This is a genomic window from Micromonospora wenchangensis (genome assembly GCF_002210435.1).
In the GTDB taxonomy this organism is placed as follows: Bacteria; Actinomycetota; Actinomycetes; order Mycobacteriales; family Micromonosporaceae; genus Micromonospora; species Micromonospora wenchangensis.
This window is the reverse complement of the sequence record NZ_MZMV01000003.1, coordinates 120,814-143,912: the sequence shown is the minus strand read 5'-3', so window position 1 is coordinate 143,912 and position 23,099 is coordinate 120,814. Positions and strand designations below refer to the sequence as shown.

Annotated in this window: 18 protein-coding genes and 1 tRNA gene; 12 read left to right on the top strand and 7 right to left on the bottom strand. The window is 71.8% G+C overall.

Annotation, left to right across the window (positions count from 1 at the left end):
* Position 1: 1 nt before the first annotated feature.
* Both B5D80_RS02835 and B5D80_RS02830 read right to left on the bottom strand, forming a co-directional pair.
* Positions 2–457, bottom strand: coding sequence for an RrF2 family transcriptional regulator (locus B5D80_RS02835; RefSeq protein WP_088642227.1), 456 nt, complete (start codon positions 455–457; stop codon positions 2–4).
* Between the two features lie 7 nt (positions 458–464).
* A complete protein-coding gene (locus B5D80_RS02830; protein WP_088642177.1) occupies positions 465–1,379 on the bottom strand; it encodes a helix-turn-helix transcriptional regulator in 915 nt (304 codons plus the stop codon).
* 155 nt (positions 1,380–1,534) lie between these two features.
* On the opposite strand from B5D80_RS02830, the gene B5D80_RS02825 reads away from it, so the two are divergent.
* On the top strand, positions 1,535–2,311 hold the full coding sequence (locus B5D80_RS02825; RefSeq protein ID WP_088642176.1) for a glucose 1-dehydrogenase: 777 nt from the start codon (positions 1,535–1,537) through the stop codon (positions 2,309–2,311).
* A 112-nt stretch (positions 2,312–2,423) separates the two neighbouring features.
* Here the strand turns inward: B5D80_RS02825 and B5D80_RS02820 are convergent, their stop codons facing one another.
* Entirely contained in the window at positions 2,424–2,855 is a 432-nt protein-coding gene (locus B5D80_RS02820) for an SsgA family sporulation/cell division regulator (protein ID WP_053653619.1), read from the bottom strand.
* Between the two features lie 293 nt (positions 2,856–3,148).
* Between B5D80_RS02820 and B5D80_RS02815 the strand changes: the two genes are divergently transcribed.
* From B5D80_RS02815 to B5D80_RS02785, 7 genes are all read left to right on the top strand, one after another.
* Positions 3,149–3,781, top strand: a complete 633-nt coding sequence (locus B5D80_RS02815) for a TIGR02611 family protein (RefSeq protein ID WP_088642175.1) — start codon at positions 3,149–3,151, stop codon at positions 3,779–3,781.
* Between the two features lie 56 nt (positions 3,782–3,837).
* Positions 3,838–3,909: transfer RNA gene (locus B5D80_RS02810), tRNA-Val, on the top strand.
* Between the two features lie 43 nt (positions 3,910–3,952).
* Positions 3,953–4,207 carry a helix-hairpin-helix domain-containing protein gene (locus tag B5D80_RS02805; protein WP_245854186.1) on the top strand — a complete coding sequence of 85 codons (255 nt, stop codon included), beginning with the start codon at positions 3,953–3,955 and terminating at the stop codon, positions 4,205–4,207.
* 507 nt (positions 4,208–4,714) lie between these two features.
* The gene (locus tag B5D80_RS02800) at positions 4,715–5,497 is read left to right on the top strand and encodes an SCO2525 family SAM-dependent methyltransferase (protein ID WP_211291365.1); all 783 of its coding nucleotides are present in this window, start codon (positions 4,715–4,717) and stop codon (positions 5,495–5,497) included.
* A gap of 224 nt (positions 5,498–5,721) precedes the next feature.
* Positions 5,722–7,563 (top strand): SCO2524 family protein, encoded by a 1,842-nt coding sequence (locus B5D80_RS02795; RefSeq protein ID WP_088642172.1) that lies wholly within the window; start codon positions 5,722–5,724, stop codon positions 7,561–7,563.
* On the top strand, positions 7,563–8,492 hold the full coding sequence (locus B5D80_RS02790) for an SCO2523 family variant P-loop protein (protein WP_088642171.1): 930 nt from the start codon (positions 7,563–7,565) through the stop codon (positions 8,490–8,492). The genes B5D80_RS02795 and B5D80_RS02790 overlap by 1 nt, the downstream gene beginning before the upstream one ends.
* Positions 8,489–9,454: an SCO2522 family protein gene (locus B5D80_RS02785; protein WP_088642170.1), complete on the top strand. Its 966-nt coding sequence runs from the start codon at positions 8,489–8,491 to the stop codon at positions 9,452–9,454. Before B5D80_RS02790 ends, B5D80_RS02785 begins: the two co-directional genes overlap by 4 nt.
* Here B5D80_RS02785 and B5D80_RS02780 read toward each other — a convergent pair.
* The gene (locus B5D80_RS02780) at positions 9,433–10,419 is read right to left on the bottom strand and encodes an SCO2521 family protein (RefSeq protein ID WP_088642169.1); all 987 of its coding nucleotides are present in this window, start codon (positions 10,417–10,419) and stop codon (positions 9,433–9,435) included. The two genes, B5D80_RS02785 and B5D80_RS02780, sit on opposite strands and share 22 nt — an antisense overlap.
* Positions 10,420–10,717: 298 nt before the next feature.
* On the opposite strand from B5D80_RS02780, the gene B5D80_RS02775 reads away from it, so the two are divergent.
* The 4 genes from B5D80_RS02775 (at position 10,718) to B5D80_RS02760 (ending at position 18,341) form a co-directional block, all read left to right on the top strand.
* Positions 10,718–14,923 (top strand): HEAT repeat domain-containing protein, encoded by a 4,206-nt coding sequence (locus B5D80_RS02775; RefSeq protein WP_088642168.1) that lies wholly within the window; start codon positions 10,718–10,720, stop codon positions 14,921–14,923.
* Between the two features lie 62 nt (positions 14,924–14,985).
* Positions 14,986–16,788: a RyR domain-containing protein gene (locus B5D80_RS02770; RefSeq protein WP_144081542.1), complete on the top strand. Its 1,803-nt coding sequence runs from the start codon at positions 14,986–14,988 to the stop codon at positions 16,786–16,788.
* A complete protein-coding gene (locus tag B5D80_RS02765) occupies positions 16,778–17,293 on the top strand; it encodes a hypothetical protein (protein WP_088642166.1) in 516 nt (171 codons plus the stop codon). Before B5D80_RS02770 ends, B5D80_RS02765 begins: the two co-directional genes overlap by 11 nt.
* Positions 17,294–17,426: 133 nt before the next feature.
* Positions 17,427–18,341 (top strand): NAD-dependent epimerase/dehydratase family protein, encoded by a 915-nt coding sequence (locus B5D80_RS02760; protein WP_088642165.1) that lies wholly within the window; start codon positions 17,427–17,429, stop codon positions 18,339–18,341.
* A gap of 86 nt (positions 18,342–18,427) precedes the next feature.
* On the opposite strand, the gene B5D80_RS02755 is transcribed toward B5D80_RS02760, so the two are convergent.
* From B5D80_RS02755 to B5D80_RS02745, 3 genes are all read right to left on the bottom strand, one after another.
* Positions 18,428–20,086 carry a glycoside hydrolase family 27 protein gene (locus tag B5D80_RS02755; RefSeq protein ID WP_088642164.1) on the bottom strand — a complete coding sequence of 553 codons (1,659 nt, stop codon included), beginning with the start codon at positions 20,084–20,086 and terminating at the stop codon, positions 18,428–18,430.
* Positions 20,087–20,224: 138 nt separating this feature from the next.
* Positions 20,225–20,665, bottom strand: a complete 441-nt coding sequence (locus B5D80_RS02750; protein WP_088642163.1) for an Rv0361 family membrane protein — start codon at positions 20,663–20,665, stop codon at positions 20,225–20,227.
* Positions 20,666–20,803: 138 nt separating this feature from the next.
* Entirely contained in the window at positions 20,804–23,062 is a 2,259-nt protein-coding gene (locus tag B5D80_RS02745) for a catalase (protein ID WP_088642162.1), read from the bottom strand.
* Positions 23,063–23,099: the final 37 nt, after the last annotated feature.

The window sequence follows — 23,099 nt, the reverse complement described above, 5'->3', positions numbered from 1 at the left end:
CTCAGCGCGGCTCCCACGCGTCGGGCAGGGTGGTCAGCTTACGGACGTGCGCCGGGAGCCGCCCGCTGACCACCTCGGCGAGACTCACCTCGTCGAGCACCTGCCGGACGGCGGCACGCACCGCCACCCAGAGCCGGGGGAGATTCTCCGCCGAGCCCTCGTACCGGGTCTCCTCGGGGCGCAGCCCGCGTACCCCGGCCAACGGGCCCTCGACGGCGCGCAGGATCGCCCCCACGGTGACCTCGCGCGGTGGCCGGGCGAGGGTGTAACCGCCCTCGGCACCGCGCTGCGCGCGGACCACGCCGGCCCGACGCAGGTCGGCCAGGACCGCTTCGAGAAACTTGCGCGGCATGTCCTGCTCGCTGGCGATCGCCTGGGTGGAGAGCAGGGAGGGGTAGGCGGTGGCCAGGCTCAGGGCCGCTCGGACCGCATAGTCGCCGCGCGCGGAGATCTGCACCATGCCATCATGCCCGTCCGTCGGGGTCAGCGGGGTCAGCGGGTCGCCGTGGTCGGACGATCCGGGACGGCGGACGGTCCCGGGCGGCCCGGAACGCCCCCGGACTCACCCCCACCTCGCGGGTGAAGAACCGGCCGAAGTTCGTCGGCTCGGGGAAGCCGAGCTGCCGACCGATCCGGGCCACCGGCTCGTCGGTGGCGGCGAGCAGCCGACGGGCCTGCAGCGCGACCCGCTCGTCGACCACCTGCTTGGCGCTGCGCCCGGTCACCGCCAGACAGGCCCGGGTCAGGGTACGCACCGAGCAGCCCAGCCGGGCCGCGTAGTCCTCCACCCGCCTGGTGTACGGGTACCCCGCCTCCACCTCCCGGCAGAACCGGCGGAACGTGGCCTTCTCCGTCCGCTGCGGGTCGGTGTCGTCGGGCGTCCCGCCGGAGTTGCGGACGCCGGGCAGCAGGGCGAGCCGGATCAGCAGCACCGCGAGCTGGTGTCGGAGCAGGACGTGCGCGGCCGGGTCGGCGCGGTGCCGGCGGTGGTCCACCACGAGCTGGGAGACCTCGTTGATGACGGCGTCCTCGTCCGGGCCGGTGAGCTGGTGGTGCTGCGGCACGGCGTCGGGGTCGACGTCCAGGCCGCGCAGCGCGTCGGCGTGCCAGCGGAGCGCGACCGCGTCGAGCCGCGCGGAGCAGCGCAGCACCTGGCCGGGGGCGGCCCGCAGCAGGGTGCCGGGGCGGCAGGGCAGTGCCCGGAAGTCCAGCTCGACGAGGCCGTGCCCGCCGGTGACCAGGACGAGCAGATCGTGGTCGAGCAGGACCGGCCGGGGCACGCCCGTGCCGGGGACGAGGTCGCCCAGCTCCAGGACGTCGATCTCGGGGCGGGGCAGGTCGGGACGGGTTGCCGGGGAGAGCTGACCGGAAGGGACCATCGTCCTCGACCGTAACCGGGGACGGCCGGGGCCGCATCCCGGCGACGGGACTCTGTCGCGCTCGCGGTGGACGGGTGCCCCGGCGGGGTTGTCCGGCTGCCGGGGCCGGGCTACGTTACCGATCGGTAAGGACCGCGACGCGCGATGGGGTGCTCATGACGGATCTGTTCTCGGTCGACGGCAAGACGGTCCTGGTCACCGGTGGCTCCCGGGGGATCGGGCTGATGATCGCCCGGGGCTTCGTCCGGGCCGGGGCCACGGTGGTCATCTCGTCGCGCAAGGCCGACGTGTGCGAGGCGGTGGCCAAGGAACTGTCCGCCGAGGGGCGGTGCGAGGCGATCCCCGCCGACCTCGGCGACGACGCGGGCGCCGACGCCCTCGCCGCCGCCGTCCGCGAGCGGTACGACCGGCTCGACGTGCTGGTCAACAACGCCGGGGCGACCTGGGGCGCGCCGCTGGAGTCGTACCCGGGAAGCGCGTTCGACAAGCTCTGGGCGGTCAACGTGAAGGCGGTGTTCCGGCTCACCACCGCGCTGCTGCCGGCCCTGCGGGCGGCGGCCGGCGACGACGACCCGGCCCGCGTGATCAACATCGGCTCGATCGACGGGCTCCGGGTGCCGGCGATGGAGGTCTACGCCTACTCGGCCACCAAGGCCGCCGTGCACATGCTCACCCGAAGCCTCGCCCACCAGTTGGCCGCCGAGCGGATCACGGTCAACGCGATCGCCCCCGGCCCGTTCGAGAGCAAGATGATGGCCTTCGCCCTGGACGACCCCGCGACCCGGGCGGCGATCACGCAGCAGGTGCCGCTCGGCCGGATCGGCCGCCCCGACGACATGGCCGGCGCGGCGATCTTCCTGGCGTCGCGGGCCGGGGCCTACCTGACCGGCGCGGTGATCCCGGTGGACGGGGGCATCACCACCCACGGCTGACCGGCGGACCCGACGGGCGGTGGCGCGGGCGGGTGGCGTGGCGCGTACCCGGGCGGTGGACGGCCGGAGCCGCGCGGACTCGGCAGATCCGCGCGGCTCCGGGGCAGACTGGTCAGCGACCGGCGAGCAGCCGGGTCACCGCCGTGTCGACGTCCAGGTGCTCGGCCTCCCGGCCGCGCGGGACGACGACGTAGGTCCGGCGCAGGAAACGCACCAGCACGCTGCGCGGGACCTCGAACAGGGCGTTGCCGTCCGGCGACGACAGGGCCAGCGCGACGAAGTCGCCGCGCGGGGTGGCCCAGGGCCAGACCCGCACGTCGCCGATGCCCGCCGGCTCGTCGAGGCCGGTGACCAGCAGTTCGCGGGCGAACGACCAGCTCACCGCCTCGCCGCCGGCCGACTCGGCGTGGAACAGGACATGGACCGCATACGGGTCAGCAGGGTCGTAACGCAGGCTGGCACGCACCGGCAAGGCGGTGGCGTCAGGCGCGACGAGCCTTAGCGACGTCTCGACCTCTACGGTCGTCGGTCGGATGACACTCATGGACGTTCTCCCCCCGGCACCGCTGCGGAACGCGCGTGTCCCGCTTTTCCCATACTCAGGTGCTACTGCTGGCTACGCTCCGCCATACGCTGACTTCACCCAGTGGTGGGAAGGGGGTCCGAATCGCCGCGAGAATGTGAGAATTCTTGTAGGATTTCCGGTTCTGCCCAGTCGGGAGCCCGTCCGAAGTCGGGTGGTTCAGTCGTCGACTTACTCCGGTAACGTCCAGTGGTCTGCGCAAGTGACGGGCCGAGACGACACTGGGGGGTGAAATGGCCGCGAAGCGTTCCTCAATGGATGCGGTGAGTAGGGCCGAGTCACCGAAAGTAGGGGCCCAGGCAGCCAAAAGGCGGGGTGACAGGGTGCCGATCAAGCCACCGGACCGAGACGGTCGGGCGACCTCCGACGCCGGACGTGCCGGTCGTGCCGCTGGCGACCCCCGCAACTCCCGCGGCCGGGCCCGACCGGTCAACGGCCGCGCCCGCGGCGGTGGCGGTCGATCCGGCCGGACCGCCCTCGCCGCCCGCCCCACCGGTTGGCGGTGGCGGCTGCGCACCAGCCTCGACCTGATCCGGGCCAACCCCACCGGCCGGGTCGCCCTCAAGATATTCGTCGCCGTCGCCGGGGCGATCGTGGTGACCGTCGGCATCGCCCTGATCCCGCTGCCCGGTCCCGGCTGGCTGATCGTCATCGCCGGCCTCGCCATCTGGGCCGTCGAGTTCCACTGGGCCCGCCGGCTGCTCGGCTTCACCCGCCGCCACGTCCACGCCTGGACCCGGTGGGCCGCCACCCGCTCCCTGCCCGTGCGGTTCCTGCTCGGCTCCGTCGGGCTGGTCTTCGTCGCCGTGGTGCTCTGGCTCTCGCTCAAGTACAGCCTCGGCATCGACCTGGTCGCCCAACTGCTGCACTACCTCGCCACGACCTGACCGGCACCCCGGGTTTTTGGCTCCGCCCCACGATCGGGTAGAGTCAACGGCGCTGAGGGCGATTAGCTCAGTGGGAGAGCGCTTCGTTCACACCGAAGAGGTCGCTGGTTCGATACCAGCATCGCCCACCCTTAGCACTGCAGGTCAGAGGCCGCTTCCCGGGTTCGGGAGGTGGCCTTTCCGCTGTCGGGCGATGAACATAGTTGGCTGCGGTTGCGTACGGTCGACGGAGTGCCTGCCGATCTCGACGCCCTGCCGAAGATCGGTGCGCCGGCTGTGCGCGCCCTGACCCGAGCCGGCTACCCGACGCTGCGTGACCTCGCGGGCGTGCCACGCGCCGGCCTGTCCGTGCTGCACGGGGTGGGACCGAAGGCGCTCGGAATCATTCAGCGCGCACTGGAGCAGCACGATCTCAGCCTCGGATAGGAATTATGCAGCGGCGATTCCGCCGGGGCGGCTCGGACGGAGCGCGATAGTGGGTGCGCATCCTTTCGAGCTGATGACATCAGCGATTCAGATGCGTCGGTCCGGCGCGGCCGAATCGATCGGTGGCCGACCCGATCGGCCCAGCCGGCCATGACTGACCCGACAGCGGCGGAGCAGACCGCCGCGTGTGGCATCCGCGGGCAGCCGTCGTCGGCGATTCGTCAACGCCGTCAGGTCGAAAGGACACCGAGAGGGTATACCTACCCGTCGCCCCGTCCCCGCCAGCTTGCCGAGGGGCGACCCGGCTCCCGTGCGGATAGCTGCCGATCAGTTCGCCGTCGAGGACGTAGCGCATTCGTGACGTCGCGTACCAGCTATGTGTCGCCCTGAAAGCGCGACCCTTGCGGGTCGGCAGCACTTCCGATACACAAAGGGCGGTGCACCGAGCGCGTCCGAGACCTCACCGAAGGTCGTCCCGCCGACATCGATGGAGGTGCGGTCATGGCGTTGACCCCGGCGGCCGGTGGTGGCGACCCGTCGACGTCGCCCCTGCCGATCCAGGCACCGGGACCGGTCAATGCCGAGGTCCAGTGGGACGGGTTCGACCCGCAGACGTATGTCCGACACAACTACGCGGACCTGCGGGCCGACGACCGGGAGTTTCTCCGTCGGACCAGGGACTTCTTCGCCGGGTCGAAACTCTCCGGGGCGCGCTGTGTCGACGTGGGGTCGGGAGCGAATCTCTATCCGGCGCTGGCGCTCCTGCCGTTCGCCCACACCGTCGATCTGTGTGAATGGTCGACGTCGAATGTGTGTTGGCTGCGTCAGCAGGTCGACTCCTACGACCCGATGTGGGATCCGTACTGGCAGGTGTGTGCGGAGCATCCGGCGTACGCTGCCCTGACTGATCCGCGGCGGCGGCTGGCGCGGGTGGCCCGGGTGACGCGGACCAGTGTCTTCAGCCTGCCGATGCACGCCTGGGACGCCGGAACGATGTTCTTCGTGGCGTGTTCCATCTCGGCCCACCGGTCGGAGGCCGAACGTGCGATAGCCCGGTTCCTGCGTGCGCTGCGGCCCGGATCGCCCTTTGCCCTGGCGGTCATGCTCGGTTCCGCCGGCTACCACGTCGGTCGACGGTCGTTTCCGGCGGTGTCACTGGCCCGCGCCGAGGTCGTGGCCGGTATCGCCGCGAGCGCGTACGAACTCGACGTCCACGAGGAACGCCCCCGACCGCCGTTGCGTGACGGTTACGTGAGTATGTTGCTGACCACGGGCCGTACCCGCGGATAGCGTCGACGTCGGAGCCCGACCGGCGCCGTCGACGACGGCACCGGGCCTGGTCCACACCCGATGGTCGGCTTACCGACACCCCGCCCACAAAGCGCTTCGGACGGTGGTCGACCGGCCCGCTACCATGACGGTGCACATCATTGTCGGCCACCGTGGATCCTCGCGCGTACGGCAACAACGGCGGTTTTCGAGTCGGCGACTACAACAACAGACGGCGGTGGATCATGCGGATACAGCCGCGCCAGGAGATCCTCGACATCTGGCGGGCCACGGTGCGCAGTTGTTGGGACAATGGTGAATGGCGCTGGGGCGGCCGGAGCGGCAGCAACTCGATCAGTGACGCGGAGCAGTTGCTGACCCTGCTGCTCCCCGCGGCCAAGGTCTCCGAGTTGTCGCTCGACGATCCGGACCGGGTCGACGACGAGGTGATCGAGGCACTCAGTTCGCTCGGTGACGCGATCAAGATTCCCCGTCAGCTGGTCGGTCTGATGGTCGACTACTTCCGCCGCTACACCGACGAGGCCGGCACGCCGATCTTCGCCGGTGGCAGCTACCTCACCCCGACCGAGGGCGGCCCACCGCTCACCGAGGAGCAGTACTCGCTGGACATCGTCGACTCGTTCGCGGTGTCCGTCACGCTCACGTTGGCGACGATCGGTTTCGTCAAGGTCTACCGGAAGGCCACCCAACGGCGTGATCTCCTCGCCCTGTTGGACGAGTTGGAGGCGATGGCCAACGTGCGGCTGACCGCGGCCATGGTCGGCCTGCTCCGCAGCTTCAGCACCTCCGTCTTCACTTCCTCCGAAGAGTACGGCGAGCGGCTGTGCGAGATGGTCAACCAGGACGAGATGCCGCGCCGGGAGGTCGTGGACGCGCTGCGCGAACAGTTGCGGGACACGATGGCCAGCCTGCGCAGCGTGCTCCTCGGATCGGGTCGGGTGACCGAGGACCTCGACAACAGCGAGATGCTCTTCGAGTGCGGCTGGTCCTGGGGCACCATCGCCGGAGCCGAGGAGGTCCCGACCACCGAGCCGATCGGCCGGCAGCGCCCCGGGTCCGCGGAGAACGCCCCCTACCTCTACTTCACGGTCATCGCGATGGACGCCATCGAGGACCTGAACTCCGAGCGCACCCGCCTGCTCGGCCTGCTCAACGAGGAACAGCAGCGACTGTCCCGGGCGCTGCAACTGCGCTGGGAGCTGACCCGGACCTACTGGGCGACGGTGGCCACCTTCGGCAACCGGCGACGCTGGCCCATCGAGGACATCCCGTGGCGGACGACCGACGGCGACCGGACCGACTACTACACCCTCCAGACGACGTCGCTGGCGGTCAAGGGCCTGCTCGCCGTGGGGCGCGGCGGCGACGAGGAACTCGGCCGGATCGCCTCGGTGCTGGTGGAACTGGCGCAGCGGGCGCGGATCACCAGGCGCGCGTCGCCCGGCGAGCCGGCGCTGCTGGTGCACGCGCCGGGCAAACAGGTGATCCTCAACGACCGTGACTCAATTGCGATCATGACGTGGAACGTCAACGAGTTCTCCACGGTGCTGCTCCAGCGGGCGATCACCGTCGCCGGCCTGCTGAACAACGCCCGGCGGCGCAGCGAACTGCTCGAACTGGCGGACGAGGTGTGGGACCACCTGCTGCTGCGGCGCATCCCGGACGGTCGGCACCGGGGCTTGTGGGATCATGCCGGGGGCGCGTTCCCGGGGTTGGCGCCGATGCCCGAGGCACCCTCCTGGTACCTGACCGAGCGGGCGGTGCACGCGATGGTCAACGCCAGTCAGCTGCTCTCGGAACGGCCCTTCCCCCGGGCGGGCGGGCTCGCGGCGTACGCCCAGGATCTCGTCGACGAGGCCGAGTACCTGTTCGACCGGGAGTTGATGCGCGGCACGTTCTCCGGGGTGGCGATGCAACGCAACATGCGCAGCATCCGGTCCAGCCTGCGTCGGGCCCAACTGCTGGTGGACGAGCGTCCGGGCACGGCGGCTGCCCTGGCGAACACGGTGTTGCTGCAGATCAACGACGTCGCCACCGGTCAGCAGAAGGCCAGCGAGGGGATCTGATGCTGGTCTTCGTCACGTCACACAAGGGTGGTACCGGTCGGTCGGTGACCGCGGCGAACATCGCCTACCGCAGCGCGTTGTCCGGCAGGTCGACCTGCTACCTGGACTACGACTTCGGCTCGCCGACGGCGGGGATCACGTTCCAGATCCCGCAGGCCGTCAACGGGGTGGAGGGCTCGGGGCCGAGCCGCGGCGGTCTGCACCGGTACCTGCGTGGGGAGATCCCCTCGCCCGAGCGGTTGGACGTCTGGGGCACCTCCGAGCGGGCCAGCCTGCGCCAGCGGCCCGTCGGCTCGGGGGCCCTGGTGCTCCTGCCCGGCCAGCGCAACGGCAGCGAGTTCGGCTTCACCAGTGACATCGCCAAGCGCTGCGCGGAGCTCTTCCTCCGCCTGGAGGAGGAGTTCGACCTGACCCTGGTGGACCTCAGCGCCGGCCGGTCGTACGCCAGTCACATCGCCCTGGCCGCGACCGCCACCCGGTCCCTGTGCAAGGTCACCGCCCGCTGGCTGGTCTTCCACCGGTGGACACCGCAACACGTCACGGCGGCGGCGGACCTCGCCTTCGAGGCGGGCGGGATCCTGGCCATCGGCGAGGAGTACGGCCACGAGCGGGAACGGCTGAGGGAGTCGCTGCGGTTCGTCCGCACCGCGGTGATCGACCCCAGCGGTCCCGAGGTCGGCCATCTCGACCTCGCCCAACAGGCGTTCCTGCTCAAGTGCGACGACGAACTGTCGGAACTGGCCCGGCGCAAGGGGGTCGGCCGTACCACCCGGCTCGGCTCGGTGCCGCTGGATCCGCTGTTGCAGTGGCGGGAGCAGCTCATCTCCGACCACGACGTGCAGACCAAGATCGCGAATGTGAAGACCGTGGACGCCTTCGTGGAGCTGACCGCGAAGCTGTCCGACGAGACCGCGTGGGAGATCGTGTGACCGACGTGGACGTGAGGTTCCAGGAGGCGGCTGCGGTGGCCCGTACGGAGAGCGTGGCGTACGCGCACCTGTCGGTTGAGCTGGGGCACTTCTACGCCGAGGACTTCGGCGCGGGATGTCAGGAGCTGCGGGACAGGTTCGCGCGGATCGCCGAGTGGTCGGCGATCATGCCGGTGCTGGCGGGCCGGGGGCTTGCGGGGGGCCGCCAGCCCCGGATCAGCACCTGCTTCATGGTGGACGACTACTTCCACCGGTTCGGCACCCCCCGCGAGGTGATCGAGCAGGTGCAGAGCGCGGCGGCGGCACAGGGGCTGGTGCTCGACTACGTCGCCCGGGAGTCCAGTTTCGCCCGCCACGACGGCGTCGAGCTGGCCCAGATGGTCGTCGACACCCTGGTGGTGGAGCCGCCCCGGCACACCACCGGTAGCCGCCCCCCGTTGAGTGAGTCGGGCTGGCTGTCCAACGGGATGCGTTCACCCGGTCACGTCGACGCGCCGGCGATGACGCTGCCCCGGCCGTGGTCCCCGCCGGTGCAGTCCGGTGACCCCCGGCACTCCATCTTCGTCGACGTCGAGCTGTGGTCCGGCGAGCCGGGCAGCCGGGTGTGGGCCTGCGCCCTGCTCGCCTCGGTCTGGCAGATGGCCCGGCTGGGCGTGTTGCGTCGTCGCGGCGAGACGCTGGTGCAGCCGCACCGGCTGACCGGCGAACTGCCCGACTCGTGGGACGCGCTGCCGGCCGTCGTCCAGCTGAATCCGGCCGCCGCGCCGTTCTGCGCGTACCGCACGCTCACGTTGATGGACACCCAGTACCTACCGGTGGAGATGGCGGTACGGACGGTTCTCGGCCAGGTGGCGGTGCCTCCGGCGATCGCGCAGCAGATCACCAGCCGGGCGGGCGGCGAGGGCCTGCGGTTGCCCGGCGAACTGGTCGACCGGTTGAGTTACGTGTTCATCGGCGGGTGAGCGGTCAGTGCCCTGCCGCACTGCTGGCCGGCCGGCATCCGGCCGGCGAGGTCACGCAGCAGGGTCAGGTTGGCCACGGCGATCTGGTCCCGGATCCAGGTGACCGACGAGTTCCACTGCCGGCTGAACCCCGGCACCTGTTCGAGCCGGTCCCAGATCGGTCGCAGCCGGGGGTTCACCCGGGCGCCGGGCAGCCACAGGTGCAGCAGGTGTTCCAGCACCGGCCGCAGCCGCTCGATGTGTTCCTGGCCGGAGGCCGAGCGGGCGACGGCGGCCTCCACGAGGGAGGACAGCGTGGTCAACAGCCAGTCGTGCAGCGCGAGGTCCTCGCAGAGACCGGCCACGGCGTCCGGCATGTCCTGGGGATCCAGCACCAGTTCGACCGTACGCAGCGTGGGGGAGTCCACGGTGACCACGGCCGAGACCTCCCGCTCCGGCCGCGGCGAGACCTGCGCGGCCCAGCGCAGCCGGGTACGCGCCGCGCGCAGCGGCGGACGCCGGTCCAGCAGGTCGGACGTCTGCACACCGTCGAGCACCCGGCCGGTGATCGCCTCCAGGTTCAGCACGTCGGCGTCGTCGCCGCGCAGGAATCCCGCGCTCAGATCCGCGGCGTCCAGTCTGCCGACCGTCTCCAGGACGCCCGGGTTGGCCAGGTAGTGCGACCACGGCCGGCGTCGCTCACCGCCCGTCACCCGGATGACCGAGGATGCCTGCACGATCCGGCCGCCGGTGACGATCGCCCGGGTGACCACCGCACCGACCCCGCGTAGCTGACGGCGTCGGGCGCTGGGCAGCCAGCAGTCCACCCCGGTGCGTACGTCGGGGGAGACCGCGTAGAGCGACGGACGGCGGGAGGTCAGCACCGCCTCGCCCTCGACCAGGCGCAGCACCTCGGAACTCTGCTCCTGGGCCAGCGCCGTGCTGTGCTGCAGCAGGTTGGTGTGCACCTCACCGAGTGTGAGCATGACTTCCTCCGCATCACCGCATCCGTCCGCGCCGGCTCGCGGAATGCGTCCCTGGTGATTGACGTGCGCCGCCGTGATCCGTGCCGACCCGGATGCGTGCCGGACAAAAGGAAATCTCGGGATAACGAGATCCGGCCCGCTCGGACCTGAATCCGTGCTGTCGACATCATAGGCCCGGCCTCCGCGGGAATCCCACGCGCAGCAACGCGCGGCGAGTGTTCGTCGAACATGAGCAGGTGACGACGGCTGGTACTTTCAAACCAACGGTCGCCAGTCTCCCTCCTGGAGTTTGCCGTTCATGAAGGTCTACATTTCGGCCACCCAAAAGGACCTGCTGGAATACCGCTTGGCCGTACACGCTGTGGCCCGTCGGCTGAAGATCGAGGACGTCGCCATGGAGGCCTACGGCGCCGACGTCAAGCCACCGCTGGAGCGCTGCCTCAGCGACGTCCGTGACTGTGACCTCTACCTGGGACTCTTCGCCTGGCGGTACGGATTCCGGCCGCCCGGCCAGACGTCGTCCATCACCGAGCTGGAGTACCGCGCCGCGCTCGCGGCCGGAAAGCCCTGCCTGGTCTTCCTGCTCGCCGAGGACGCGCGCTGGCCGGGCGACATGATGGACCGGGGCGCCGACGGTGACCGGATCCTCGAACTGCGCCGGGAGCTGCAGGAACACCACCTCTGTGACTTCTTCTCCAGCGTGGACGACCTGACCGCCAAGGTGATGGCGGCCCTGACCGACGTGCTCAGCGGGCGGTCCCCGGTCCGCGGGCCGGCCGACCCGGGCGCCCACCTGCCGGAGGAGATGCGGGCCCGCTACTACCGGAACCTGGCCCTGATGTACGAGGCGGTTCCGGTGGATGCCGTCTCGCCCCGCCCCACCATCGGTTACCTGACCGTCGGACTGCCGAAGGTGTTCGTGGAGCCCCGGGTGCACGAGGAGGCCCGCCCGGAGATGCCCCTGGCCTGGTGGCGCCCGGCCGGGACCACGCCGGACGGCGACGACGCGGGGCTGCCCGGGGTGGTGGACCCGGAGGAGGTGGAGCGGCTGCGGGAGGAGTACGCGGCCAAGGATGCGCTGTCGCTGTTCGACGTGGTGTGCGATCCCGCCCGACGGATGATCGTGCTGCTCGGCGACCCCGGATCCGGAAAGTCGGCGGTCGCCCGCTACCTGGCGCTGGTGCTGGCCGGGGTCTGTGCCGAGCCCCGGCTGGCGGCGCTGGACGGCCACCTGCCCGTGCTGATCGAACTGCGGTCGTACGCCACGCACCGGGGGGACGGGCGGTGCGACGGCCTGCTGGACTACGTGGGCCACAGCCAGCAGATGGGCCTGCCCGGACTCGACCGGACCGTGCTGGAGGCGTATCTGCGCCGGGGCGGCCGGGCGCTGTTCCTGTTCGACGGTCTCGACGAGGTGGTCGACCCGGCGCAGCGGGAGGAGGTGGCCGCGCAGATCGCCACCTTCGCCAACGAGTACCCGGGGGTGCTGACGGTGGTCACCTCGCGGGCGGCGGGACATCTGCGGCAGACCTTCGCCAACGCCGGGTTCGACCACTTCACGATCGAGGATCTCGACGACGGGCAGATCGCCCGCTTCCTCGGCAACTGGTACCGCTACGTCATGCCCACCGAGGCGGAGGCGGAACGGCAGCGGCGACAGCTTCTCGACGTGGTGCGCAACTCCCGGGCGATGCACGAGATCGCCGGCAACCCGCTGCTGCTGATCCTCATGGCCATCGTCGGCCGGGGCCACCCGCTGCCCCGCAACCGACGACGACTGTACGCACACGTCACCGACGTCCTGATCTCCGAGTGGGACGTCACCAAGCAATTGCGGGAGAGCCACGGCGAGGCGCCGCCGCTGGATCTGAAGGCGAAGCACCGGCTGCTGCGCCAGCTGGCATTCCGGATGCAGTTCCGGGAGTCGGGGCCGGCCGGGAACTGCATCGAATCCGACGAACTGGCGCTCGTCTTCCGGGACCACCTCGTCACGTTCTACAGTTTCGGCAACGAGCGGGCACTCGCCATGGCCCATTCGATGATCGAAAAACTGCGCCAGCGGAGTTTCATTCTGGAACGCTACGGGCTGCGACTGTTCGGCTTCGTACACCGGGCGTTCCTGGAGTACTTCTGCGCCGAGGAGATCGTGGACGGAATCGAGCACGATCCGGGCTCCTGGGGCCCCGAGCGGTTGCGTTCGCTGTTCCGCGACCACTGGGCCGATCCGTCCTGGCGGGAGGTGCTCCTGCTGGTGGCCGGCGCACTGCCCGTCCCGACCGCCAACGAGCTGATCGTCCGGCTGGCCACCGAGGGCACCCGACCCTGGCCGCCGCTGAACCTCACCGGGCCGCCCTGGAACCTGGTGCTCGCCGCGCAGTGCGTGGCGGAGTCCCCGCAACCCGCGGACCTGGCCGAGGCGGGCGAGGCCGTGCTGCGCCAGGTCGTGCTGCTGGTCGAGCACGGCATCTCCGCCGACGATCCCCAACTGGTGGACCTCACCGAGCAGGAGCTGCTCTCCTCGATCCGGGCGCTGGGGCCGGACTGGCCGGGCCGGACGGCCTTCCTGCACTGGTACCGCCGCCGTGGGATACGCACCAGTTGGCGCACCGGCTCCGCGTTCGCCACCCGGATCGCCGCCGCGCTCTCCACCACCGACGAACGGCTGGAGGACCTCCTGCTCGTGGAGCTCGGTGAGGGCACCGAGCGGCACGCCCACCTCACCCTCGTCGCCGGGCTCGCCGAGGCCGCCGCCCGGATGGACCCCACCGGTCGCCGCCGGTACCGGGACCTCCTGCTCGCCCAGGCCCGCGCCGAGATCTCCACCGCGGTCCGGCAGGCCGCGGTCCGGGCCCTGGTCACCCACTTCGGTGCCGACGCCGACCTGCCGGCCGTGCTGCGTGGACTCGTCGACTCCGCCGATTTCGCGGTGCGCGCGCTGGTCGTACAGTCGCTCGGCGGTCGCACCGGACTGTCTGACGACGTCCGCCGGATGGTGGTCCGGGCCACCGCGGACCCCGACCCCACGGTACGCCGGGCCGCCGTCGGGGTGCTCACCGCGCGCCTGACCGAGGTGCCGGACGCCGCCGGGACGCTGCGGCGACTGCTCGACACCGACCTCGACCCGGGGGTGGCGCAGCGGGCGCTGGAGGGCCTGCTGGCCCTGCCCGGGCACGCCGGGTCGGGCCGCGCCGCCGCGCTGCTACGGGTGGCCGGCGATGCCCCGGACGAGGTACGGCGCTGCCTGCTGACCACCCTGCTGCCGGGAGCACCGGGCCCGGAGGACACGGAGCTGCTGCTGAAGCTGGCCGGCTCGGACGGCTCCGCGCGGCTGCGCACGGCGGCGGTGCGGCTGCTGGCCGCCGGACCCGATCCGCAGGGACGGTGCCGCTCCCGGCTGGTCGACCTGATCGGACAGGACGGGGAGCCGTCCGTGCGGGCTGCCGCCGTGACCGCGCTGATCGACCGGGACCGGGCCGGGGAGACCGGGTGGACCGTGGTGGCGAAGGCGGCCCGGGAGGACGACGACGCGACGGTACGCCTCGCGGCGGTGCGCGCCCTGGTCGACGCGTACCCGGACCACCGCACCGGGGAACTGCTGCTGGAAAGCGCCCGCCGCGACCCGACGGCGCGTGTCCGGCTCGCCGCCGTCGACCTGCTCACCGGGCGGCTGCCACTCGGCCACGCCACCCGTACCCTGCTGATCGGCCGGGCCTTCGAGGAGCGGGACGCGCTCGTCCGGTTGCGGGTCACCCGGAGCCTGGCCGGTCTCGCCGATCCGCCGGAGCCGGCGGTGCGGGAGTGCCTGGCCGAGCAGGTCGGCAGGGATCCCGATCCGACAGTGCTGCGCGCGGCGGCCGAGGCGCTCGCCCGGCACGACGGCTCCGACGGCCTGCTGGAGACGCTGTGCCGGCGGGCGCGACGGGACAGCTACGGCGGCATCCGGCTGGCCGCGGTGCAGACGCTCGGCCGGTACGGCAGCTCCGACACGGTGACCGACGTGCTGTTGGAGTGCGTCGACCTGGACACCGACCCGGCCGTGTTCGACGCGGCGGTGTGCTGCCTGACCGGGCAGAGCCCGACGTCCATGGCGGTGACGCTGCGGCTCATGCGCCGGCTGGCGGACCGGGACCCGGCGATCCGCGCGCGGGTCGCCGCCGCGCTCGGCGAGCACTTCGGCGCCGATCCCGAGGTGCAGGTGCTGCTGGTCGGTCTGGTCCGCGACGACGCGTCCCTGGAGGTCCGGCGGCGGGCGGCCGAACAGGTGGGTGCGAACCTGGTCGGCCGGGCGGAGGTGCCGGAACTGCTGCTGAGCCTGGTCGACGACGACGACTGGGAGATCCGCCGGACCGCGCTGCTCTCGTTGACCCGGCACCACTGGCGGGACCCACGGACCCGGGAGCTGCTGGTGCGGCTCACCCACCGGGGGGAGGACGACAGCACCCGGCGGTTGGCCGGTCAACTGCTCGCCACCCTGCCCGACACCAGGCCCGACGACTTCCTGTGACCGGCCCGCGCGCGGCGCTTCGCGACGGATTCTGATCGACCTCGTCAAATACCATGGGCCCCATGACGGACCCGGTCGTCGGCTCGCCCCGCCGGGCTGGCTGGTGGCTGCGGGGACTGTTCGGGATCATCGGACTGGCGGCGCTGGTTCTCGGCTACGTCGGTTTCGAGAGCCTGCTGCGGATCCGACCGGACACCGTGCACGACCGGTTCGACGTCCTGTACTACGATCTGCAGCTCTTCGTGTTCGGCGCCGAGCCGTTCCAGGACCCCGGCCCCTACCCGTGGCAGTTGCAGGTCGCCCGGTTCGCCGCCCCGTTGTTCACCCTCCTCGCCGTGGCCGAGGCCGGCCGGTTGCTGCTGGCCGCCGAGAGCCGCCGCCTGCGTGCCCGCCGGGCCCGTGGACACGTCCTCGTCTGCGGTGACTCCCGGTTCGCCCACATGCTCGCCGACCGGCTCTTCGCCGACGGGGAACGCGTGGTCGTGGTGCGGTCCGTACCGTTCGGCCCGTTGGAGTACCGCCGCCGCCGCTATCTCGGCGTCATCGGCGATCCGACCAGTGCCGAGGTGCTGCGCGGCGCGGGCCTGCCCCGGGCGCACACCATCTACGCCTGTGGTGAGGACGACGACCGCAACCACGCCATCGCCAACACCGCCAGCCGGCTCGTCCGGGGCGGACGGGAACCGCCACGGGTCTACGTACTGGTCAACGACTCCGAGATGTGCCTGTCCCTGCAGGCTCGGCGGCTCGGCGCGGCCGGGTCCAGCCGGCTGCGGCTGGACTACTTCCACGTCGACGACATCGCCGCCCGCGCGCTGTACCGGCACCATCCGCTGGCCGGCACGGCGGACCGACCCACCCGGTTGCTCATCGCCGGCACCGGCGGTTTCCGCCGCGCCCTGCTGACCGAGACCGCCCGGCACTGGCGGGCCTGGCGGGCGCAGGCACCCGCCGGTGTCGTCCTGCCACCGCTGCGGGTGGACCTCGTGGCCCCGGACGCCAGCACCGAACTGGAGGTCGTGACGTCCCGGTACCCGTTCATGGGCACCGTCTGTGAGCTGACCGCGTACGACGGGGACCTCGACGGTGTCGCGCCCGGCCGGCTCGGCTCCGGCCGCTACGATCGGATCTACGTCTGCGCACCCGAGGAGAGCAGCGGCTTGCAGTTCGTGCTGGACTCGCCAGGTCTCTGGCAGGGCGTCGAGAGCTGCGTCTTCGTGCCGGTCTACCGGCAGGCGGCGTTGGCCGCGGCCTTCCACGGCGACTCCCACCACGACCTGCTCGACGAGGTGCACGGCAAGCTACGCCTGTATCCGGTGCTGACCCGTGCCTGCGATGCCCGGTTGATCGGTGACGACCTCACCGAGCGGTTGGCCCGCCTGATCCACGAGCGTTACCTCGACGCGCGGCGACGGGCCGGGCTGCGTCCCGGCGACACCCCGGCGATGGTCGACTGGTCGCGACTGCCCGAGTCGCTGCGGCGGGCCAACCGGGCGCACGTCCAGGACATCGCCGCCAAGCTGCTGAACCTCGGGTGCGTGGTCGCACCCCGGCGGGGCGGCACCGGTGACGTCTCCGCCGGGGAGGCCATCGACGACCGGATCGAGGTGCTCGCCCGGCTCGAACACGAACGGTGGTGCCGGGAACGCCGGGGGGAGGGCTGGGCGTACGGGGAGTCCCGCGACGACGTCCAGCAGCGGCATCCCTCCCTGCGGCCGTGGGACGAACTCCCCTCCGACGTCCAGGAACGCAACCGCGAGGAGATCCGGGCGCTGCCCGAGGTGCTGTCCGACAGCGGCTTCGAGCTGATCCGGCTGGTGCCCGGGGTGCCCGCGCCGCGGAGAGGACCCGCGGATGTCGGCTGATGCCGGGCTGGAGCGCATCGGCGTGACCGGGCACATCTACCTGACCCGCGCCACCGAGGTGCTCGTCGCCGACGCGCTCCGGGCCGAACTGCGCCGGATCGGCGGCGGGCCGGTGCGCGGCGTCACCTGCCTGGCCGGCGGCACGGACCAGATCTTCGCGCGCACGGTGCTGGACCTGGGCGGCTCGTACGAGGTGATCCTGCCGGCCCGGGACTACCGGGACGCGGTCATCGCCCCGGGACAGCGGGCCAGCTTCGACGAGTTGCTCGACCGGGCGGTGACGGTCGTGCACACCGGCCACGACCGGTCGGGCACCGCCGCCTTCGTCGCCGCCAACCGGGAACTGGTCCGACGGGTGCAGCGGCTCGTGGCGGTCTGGGACGGCGAGCCGGGTTGCCACGCGGCGTCGACGGACCGGACCGTCGACCGGGCCCGCCGGCGGGGTGTCCCGGTCTCGGTCCTCTGGCCCGCCGGGGCCAGTCGGACGCCGCCCGGGGCGCACTGAACCGCGGTTTCCCCCGCTGTCCGGTGCGGCGACGACGAGGTGATCGGCCCGAACCGGAACCACGGGACGACGGTGCCGGTCGCCGTCCGGGGGTGGCTTGACAGGCGGCCCGGTCCGCAGTGGACGATGAGACGTGAGAATCCTTGTGGTGGGTGGCAGCGGCCTGATCGGTGCGCACGTCGTCGAGGTGCTGCGCGGGCGGGGGCACCGGGTGACCACGGCGGCCCGTACCGCCCGGCCCGGTGTCGACCACCTGCTCGACGTCGAGTCCGCCTCGACCGACGACCTGCGGTCGCTGCTCGCCGGCCACGACGGTGTCGTCCTCGCCACCCGGGCCGACGAGCAGCGGGTGCTGCCCAGGCCGATCCACCCGCTGCTGCGCCGTGAACTCGTCGACCCGGTGGTACGCCTGCTCACCGCCGCCCGCGCCGAGGGCCTCACCCGGGCGGTCCTGACCGGGTCGTACTACACCTGGTTCGACCGGCGGCACCCGCAGTGGCGGCTGGCGGACCGGCACGTCTACGTCAGGTGCCGGCGGGAGCAGGCCGCCGAGGGCCGGGCCGCCGCCGGCCCGCAGCTCCCGGTCACCGTGCTGGAGTTGCCGTTCGTGTTCGGCCGGGCCGGCGACCGGCTGCCCAACTGGGCCGGCCCGCTCGACCGGTGGGCGCGGTCCCGGACACCGTTGGCGGTTCCCGTCGGTGGTACCGCCGCCGCCTCGGCGCGCAGCGTGGCCGAGGTCGCCGCCGACGCGCTGGAACAGGCCCGCGACGCGGACCTCCCGGTCGCCGACGAGAACCTCACCTGGGCGGCCATGATGACCCGCATCGCCGACGCCGTCGGCCGGCCGCGTCGGGTCGGCCGCCTGCCCGCCCCCGCCGTCCGTGCCGCGTTGGGCTGCGGTGGACTGCTGCACGGGCTCGCGCGCCGGGAGGCGGGCCTCAACCCCACCCACCTCGCCGACCTGCTGCTGGCCGAACTGTTCGTCGAACCCACCACCGGCAGGTCGCTGGAACCGGCGCTGCGTGACACCTTCGCCCCCACCGGCTAGCGCCCCGCCGCGGGGACCACGCGCCGCGCGGAGCATCGCCCCGCGCGACGCCGGTGGACCGGTGCCCGGCTTCCGGACGTCCCGGCTCAGCCGCGACTCCACCGCTGGCTGGTCGCGCCGTTGCAGTCCCAGATCTGGGTACGGGTGCCGTTGGCCGTGCCGTTGCCCACCAGGTCCAGGCACCGGCCCGAGCCGACCGCCGTGACGGTGCCGTCGGCGTTGAAGCGCCACTTCTGGTTCGACTGGCCGTTGCAGTCCCAGATGATCACCGACGTGCCGTTGGCGGTGCCGGCGTTGTTGACGTCCAGGCACTTGGTGCCGTAGACCCGCAGCTCCTGGCTGCCGGTCGAGGTCCACGACTGGTTGGCCTGGCCGTGACAGTCCCAGACGATGGCGGTTGCCCCGTTGGTCTGCGTCGCCCCGTTGACGTCCAGGCACCGGCCGGCGGAGACACTGCGTACGGCGGACGTCGTGCCCGGTGGCGGCGTGGTCGGGGGTGGCGTCGTCGGCGGGGGAGTGGTCGGCGGCGGCGTGGTGGGTGGGGGAGTGCCGCCGCCGGTCACCAGGAACATGGCCGCGCCGTGCGCCGGCACCGAGGCGCTGATCGTGCCGCCCGACGTCGAGCTGCTGTGCGCCCAGAGGTCGCGCACCGCGTACGACGAGGCACTGCCGAGGCCCAGCGCGCTGGCCGTGGTGGAGACCGTGGCAGTGCCGCCACCCCGGTTGAGCAGCACCGTGGCCACCGCGCCGGTGGACATCGGCTTGCGCCAGACCTCCAGGTCACCGCTGTCGCTGATCTTGTATCCCTGCCGGCCGCCCCAGTCCTGGTCGACCGCGATGACCTCGGTGTTGGTCAGGATGGTCCGGGTGGCCGCCGACATGGAGCGCAGGTCGTTGCCGGCCAGCAGCGGCGCGTTCAGCAGCGCCCAGAGGCTGAAGTGGGCCCGGGACTCGGTGTCGGTGGGGCCGTTGCCGACCTCCAGCATGTCCGGGTCGTTCCACGCGCCGGGCCGGGCGTACGAGTCCTTGCCGACCTGCTGGTCGAGGATGCCCATGATGGAGTTCCAGTTGCCGCCGATGTCGCCGGTGTTGCGCCAGGAGTTGCCCACCGACGCGCCCCAGGTCCAGACGCTCTCCTGGCCCCAGTTGCACAGGCTGTAGAGGATCTTCCGGCCGGTGGCCGCCAGCGCGTCGCGCATCGCGGTGTAGCGCTGCTGCCCGCTGCGACCGAGGTGGTCGCCGCAGTTGTCGTACTTGAGGTAGTCGACGCCCCAGGACGCCCAGAGGTTGGCGTCGCGCTGCTCGTAGTTGACGCTCGCCGGGTAGCCGGCGCAGGTGGTCGTCCCGGCCGAGGAGTAGATGCCGAGCTTCAGCCCCTTGCCGTGGACGTAGTCGGCGAGCGCCTTCATGCCGCTGGGGAACTTCGCCGGGTCGGCGACCAGGTCGCCGCTGGCGTTGCGCTGCTTGGTCGACCAGCAGTCGTCGATGTTGACGTACTCGTAGCCGGCCGCCGCCATGCCGCTTGCGACCAGCGTGTCGGCGGTCTGCCGGATGAGCGTCTCGTTGACGTTGCACCCGAACGAGTTCCAGTCGTTCCAGCCCATCTGCGGGGTGCGGGCCAGGCCGTTCTCCAGTGCCTGTGCGGGCGGGGCGCTGCCGAGCACGACCGCCCCGGTGACCACCGCCGTGCCGAGGGTAGTGGCGAGCAGGGCGGGCAACAGCAGGGCGACTCTTCGTCTGGACATGTGCACGCTCCTCGTCGGGGTGCAGGCCACGAACCGAAATGCATCGATGTTCGCCAACGTAATTCGTCTGACATCTGACGTCAATACGCGCCCGTCGGCCGCACCCGCGCCGCTCGCGCGCCCGCGCGCCCGGGTCGGTCACCGGACGTCCGGGCTGCACACCTTCCAGTCGCCGTCCTGCCGCGCGACGTTCAGCCGCACCGTCCGGGGTGCCTGGTCCGAATAGGTGACCTCGGCGGTCACCCACCGCCGGGTCGGTGTATCGCCCGAACGCTCGATCGTCACGTCGGTGATCCGGAACCCGGTCACCCCGTACCCGGCCGCAGGGCGGTCCAGCCAGTCCGCCCGCGACTCCCGGCGTCGGTCGGCCGCACACAGCATGTCGTACGCGCCGTTGTCGTCATGCCTGACCACCGCGGACAGGTAGGCGTCGGCGGCGGCGCGGATGCCGGGCTCGTCCCGGGTGTCCTTGCGGTAGAGGTAGACGCTGCCGGCCGGCACGCCGCAGCAGAGCAGGACCCCGACGCCCAACATGATGATCACGAAACCACGGCTGGAGAGTTCTGCCTCGGTGGCCACAGTCCGACGGTACGGATTCCCGGCAACCCCGGTCACCGACGGTCCTCGGTGGGACCGGTGACCCGCGGCCCTCGGTGGGGCGGACAGGCAGAGCGCGACGGGGGTGTCCGGTGTGGACACCCCCGTCGACGGTTCCGGTCAGGAGATCGAGGCGGGGAACCGGTCCCAGACCCGGTGCGCGGCCAGCAGGGCCTGCGCGTCGGCGAGCACGCCGGTCGGCGAGTCACCGGTCACCACGCCCGCCGCGCCGGCCACCCCGGCCAGCTCCAGCACCCGCACGCCCGCGCCCCAACCACCGATCACCTTGGCGTGCCGCCAGCACTCCTGCACCAGCAGCAACACCCGGGGGTCGACGACGGTGGCGTCCGCCGCGGCCGCCTTGGCGTCGCGGGCCGGCAGCGCGTCCGGTGCCGGGGCGGGGGCCCCGGCCAGCAGCAGCGCGTCCAGCTCGACCGAGCGGCCGGTGGCGAAGGTCCGCTGCACCGTCAGGTCGCCCACCGTGCCGCCGTGCGCGGCGATCACCAGCGGCACCATGCCGGCGGCGAACACCTCCCGGCGTACCTGCTCGACGTCGTCGGTACCGGCGTCGGCGTCGACCACGATGCCGACCGTACGGCCGTCGGCCGGCCAGGTGCGGCCGAGCTGGGACAGCGCCGGGCTGGGCGCGACGTCGGCCAGCGGCACGGTCGGCTCCGGCGTCGGCAGGCCCAGACCGGTGGCCACCTGGGCGCAGAGCACCGGGTCGATGTTGGCCAGGCACTGCAGCTGCCGTTCCCGGATCGCCTGGTGGTAGCACTTGCCCAACTCGAAGGTGTACGCCCGGACGATGTGCTCCCGCTCCACCGGCGACATGCTCAGCCAGAACAGCCGGGCCTGGCTGAAGTGGTCGTCGAAGGAGGCCGGGTTGGCCCGGACCTTCGGGGCCTCGGCCACGGTCACCGGCACGTCGACGAACGCGTTCTCGGCGTCCCCGGCCGGGAACGGGTTGCCCCCGTCGAGCGAGTTCGGCCGGTACGGCGCGACCCCGGCGTGCACGGCGTGCTGGTGGAACCCGTCGCGGAGCATGTCGTTGACCGGCGCGTGCGGCCGGTTGATCGGGATCTGCGAGAAGTTCGGCCCGCCCAGCCGGGTGAGCTGCGTGTCGACGTACGAGAAGAGCCGGCCCTGCAACAGCGGGTCGTTGGTGACGTCGATGCCCGGTACCAGGTGACCGAGGTGGAAGGCGACCTGCTCGGTCTCGGCGAAGAAGTTCGTCGGCGTCCGGTTGAGCACCAGCTTCCCGACCGGCTGCACCGGTGCCAGTTCCTCCGGCACGATCTTGGTGGGGTCGAGCAGGTCGATGCCGGCGAAGGTCTCCTCCGGGGTGTCCGGGAAGACCTGCAGGCCGAGTTCCCACTCCGGGTACGCGCCGGCCTCGATGGCGTCGTAGAGGTCGCGCCGGTGGAAGTCGGGGTCGATGCCGCTGAGTAGCTGCGCCTCCTCCCACTCCAGCGAGTGCACGCCCAGCTTCGGCTTCCAGTGGAACTTCGCCAGCACCGTCGCCCCGGCGGAGTTGACCAGCCGGAAGGTGTGCACCCCGAAGCCCTCCATCGTCCGGTACGAGCGCGGGATGCCCCGGTCGGACATGTTCCACATGGTGTGGTGCTGCGCCTCGGTGTGCAGCGAGACGAAGTCCCAGAAGGTGTCGTGGGCGCTCTGCGCCTGCGGGATCTCCCGGTCGGGGTGCGGCTTGCCGGCGTGGATGATGTCCGGGAACTTGATCGCGTCCTGGATGAAGAAGACCGGCATGTTGTTGCCGACCAGGTCGAAGGTGCCCTCGTCGGTGTAGAACTTGGTGGCGAACCCCCGGGTGTCCCGCACCGTGTCGGCCGAGCCCCGGGACCCCAGGACGGTGGAGAACCGGACGAACACCGGCGTCTCCTTGCCCTTGCGCAGGAAGCCGGCCCGGGTCACCTCCTGCGCGCCGTACCCGGTGAAGACGCCGTGCGCGCCGGCGCCCCGGGCGTGCACCACCCGCTCGGGGATGCGTTCGTGGTCGAAGTGGGTGATCTTCTCGCGGAGGTGGTGGTCCTGGAGCAGCGTCGGCCCGCGCGAGCCGGCCTTCAGGGAGTGGTCGGTGTCGCGCAGCCGGGCCCCCTGCGCGGTGGTGAGGAACGCACCCTGCTGGCCGTTGGCGACGGTCGGCGCGCCGGTGACCGCGCCGGTCGGGGTACGGGTCTCCGGTGCGCCCTGCTCCTTCTTGGGTGGCAGCGGGTCGTGCGGGGTGGTGGGTTCCTCGACGGTCGGCGGGGCGCTGCCCGGCGCTCCGGGGACCTCGGGGGTCATCAGGTGCGACACCTTCTCGGCGGCGGCGTCCACCACGTCCTTGACGACCTCGGTCGGCTTGCGGGATTCCATCTGGGCGGCACCTCTTCGTGGAGCGGGGAACGGGTGT

What these genes read in the sequence shown, in the direction of transcription:
- B5D80_RS02745 (WP_088642162.1), bottom strand. Translation starts at nt 23,062, where the DNA reads ATGGAATCCCGCAAGCCGACCGAGGTCGTCAAGGACGTGGTGGACGCC.
- B5D80_RS02815 (WP_088642175.1), top strand. Translation starts at nt 3,149, where the DNA reads ATGGATGCGGTGAGTAGGGCCGAGTCACCGAAAGTAGGGGCCCAGGCA.
- B5D80_RS02780 (WP_088642169.1), bottom strand. Translation starts at nt 10,419, where the DNA reads ATGCTCACACTCGGTGAGGTGCACACCAACCTGCTGCAGCACAGCACG.
- B5D80_RS02825 (WP_088642176.1), top strand. Translation starts at nt 1,535, where the DNA reads ATGACGGATCTGTTCTCGGTCGACGGCAAGACGGTCCTGGTCACCGGT.
- B5D80_RS02830 (WP_088642177.1), bottom strand. Translation starts at nt 1,379, where the DNA reads ATGGTCCCTTCCGGTCAGCTCTCCCCGGCAACCCGTCCCGACCTGCCC.
- B5D80_RS02795 (WP_088642172.1), top strand. Translation starts at nt 5,722, where the DNA reads ATGCGGATACAGCCGCGCCAGGAGATCCTCGACATCTGGCGGGCCACG.
- B5D80_RS02755 (WP_088642164.1), bottom strand. Translation starts at nt 20,086, where the DNA reads ATGTCCAGACGAAGAGTCGCCCTGCTGTTGCCCGCCCTGCTCGCCACT.
- B5D80_RS02775 (WP_088642168.1), top strand. Translation starts at nt 10,718, where the DNA reads ATGAAGGTCTACATTTCGGCCACCCAAAAGGACCTGCTGGAATACCGC.
- B5D80_RS02770 (WP_144081542.1), top strand. Translation starts at nt 14,986, where the DNA reads ATGACGGACCCGGTCGTCGGCTCGCCCCGCCGGGCTGGCTGGTGGCTG.
- B5D80_RS02765 (WP_088642166.1), top strand. Translation starts at nt 16,778, where the DNA reads ATGTCGGCTGATGCCGGGCTGGAGCGCATCGGCGTGACCGGGCACATC.
- B5D80_RS02790 (WP_088642171.1), top strand. Translation starts at nt 7,563, where the DNA reads ATGCTGGTCTTCGTCACGTCACACAAGGGTGGTACCGGTCGGTCGGTG.
- B5D80_RS02820 (WP_053653619.1), bottom strand. Translation starts at nt 2,855, where the DNA reads ATGAGTGTCATCCGACCGACGACCGTAGAGGTCGAGACGTCGCTAAGG.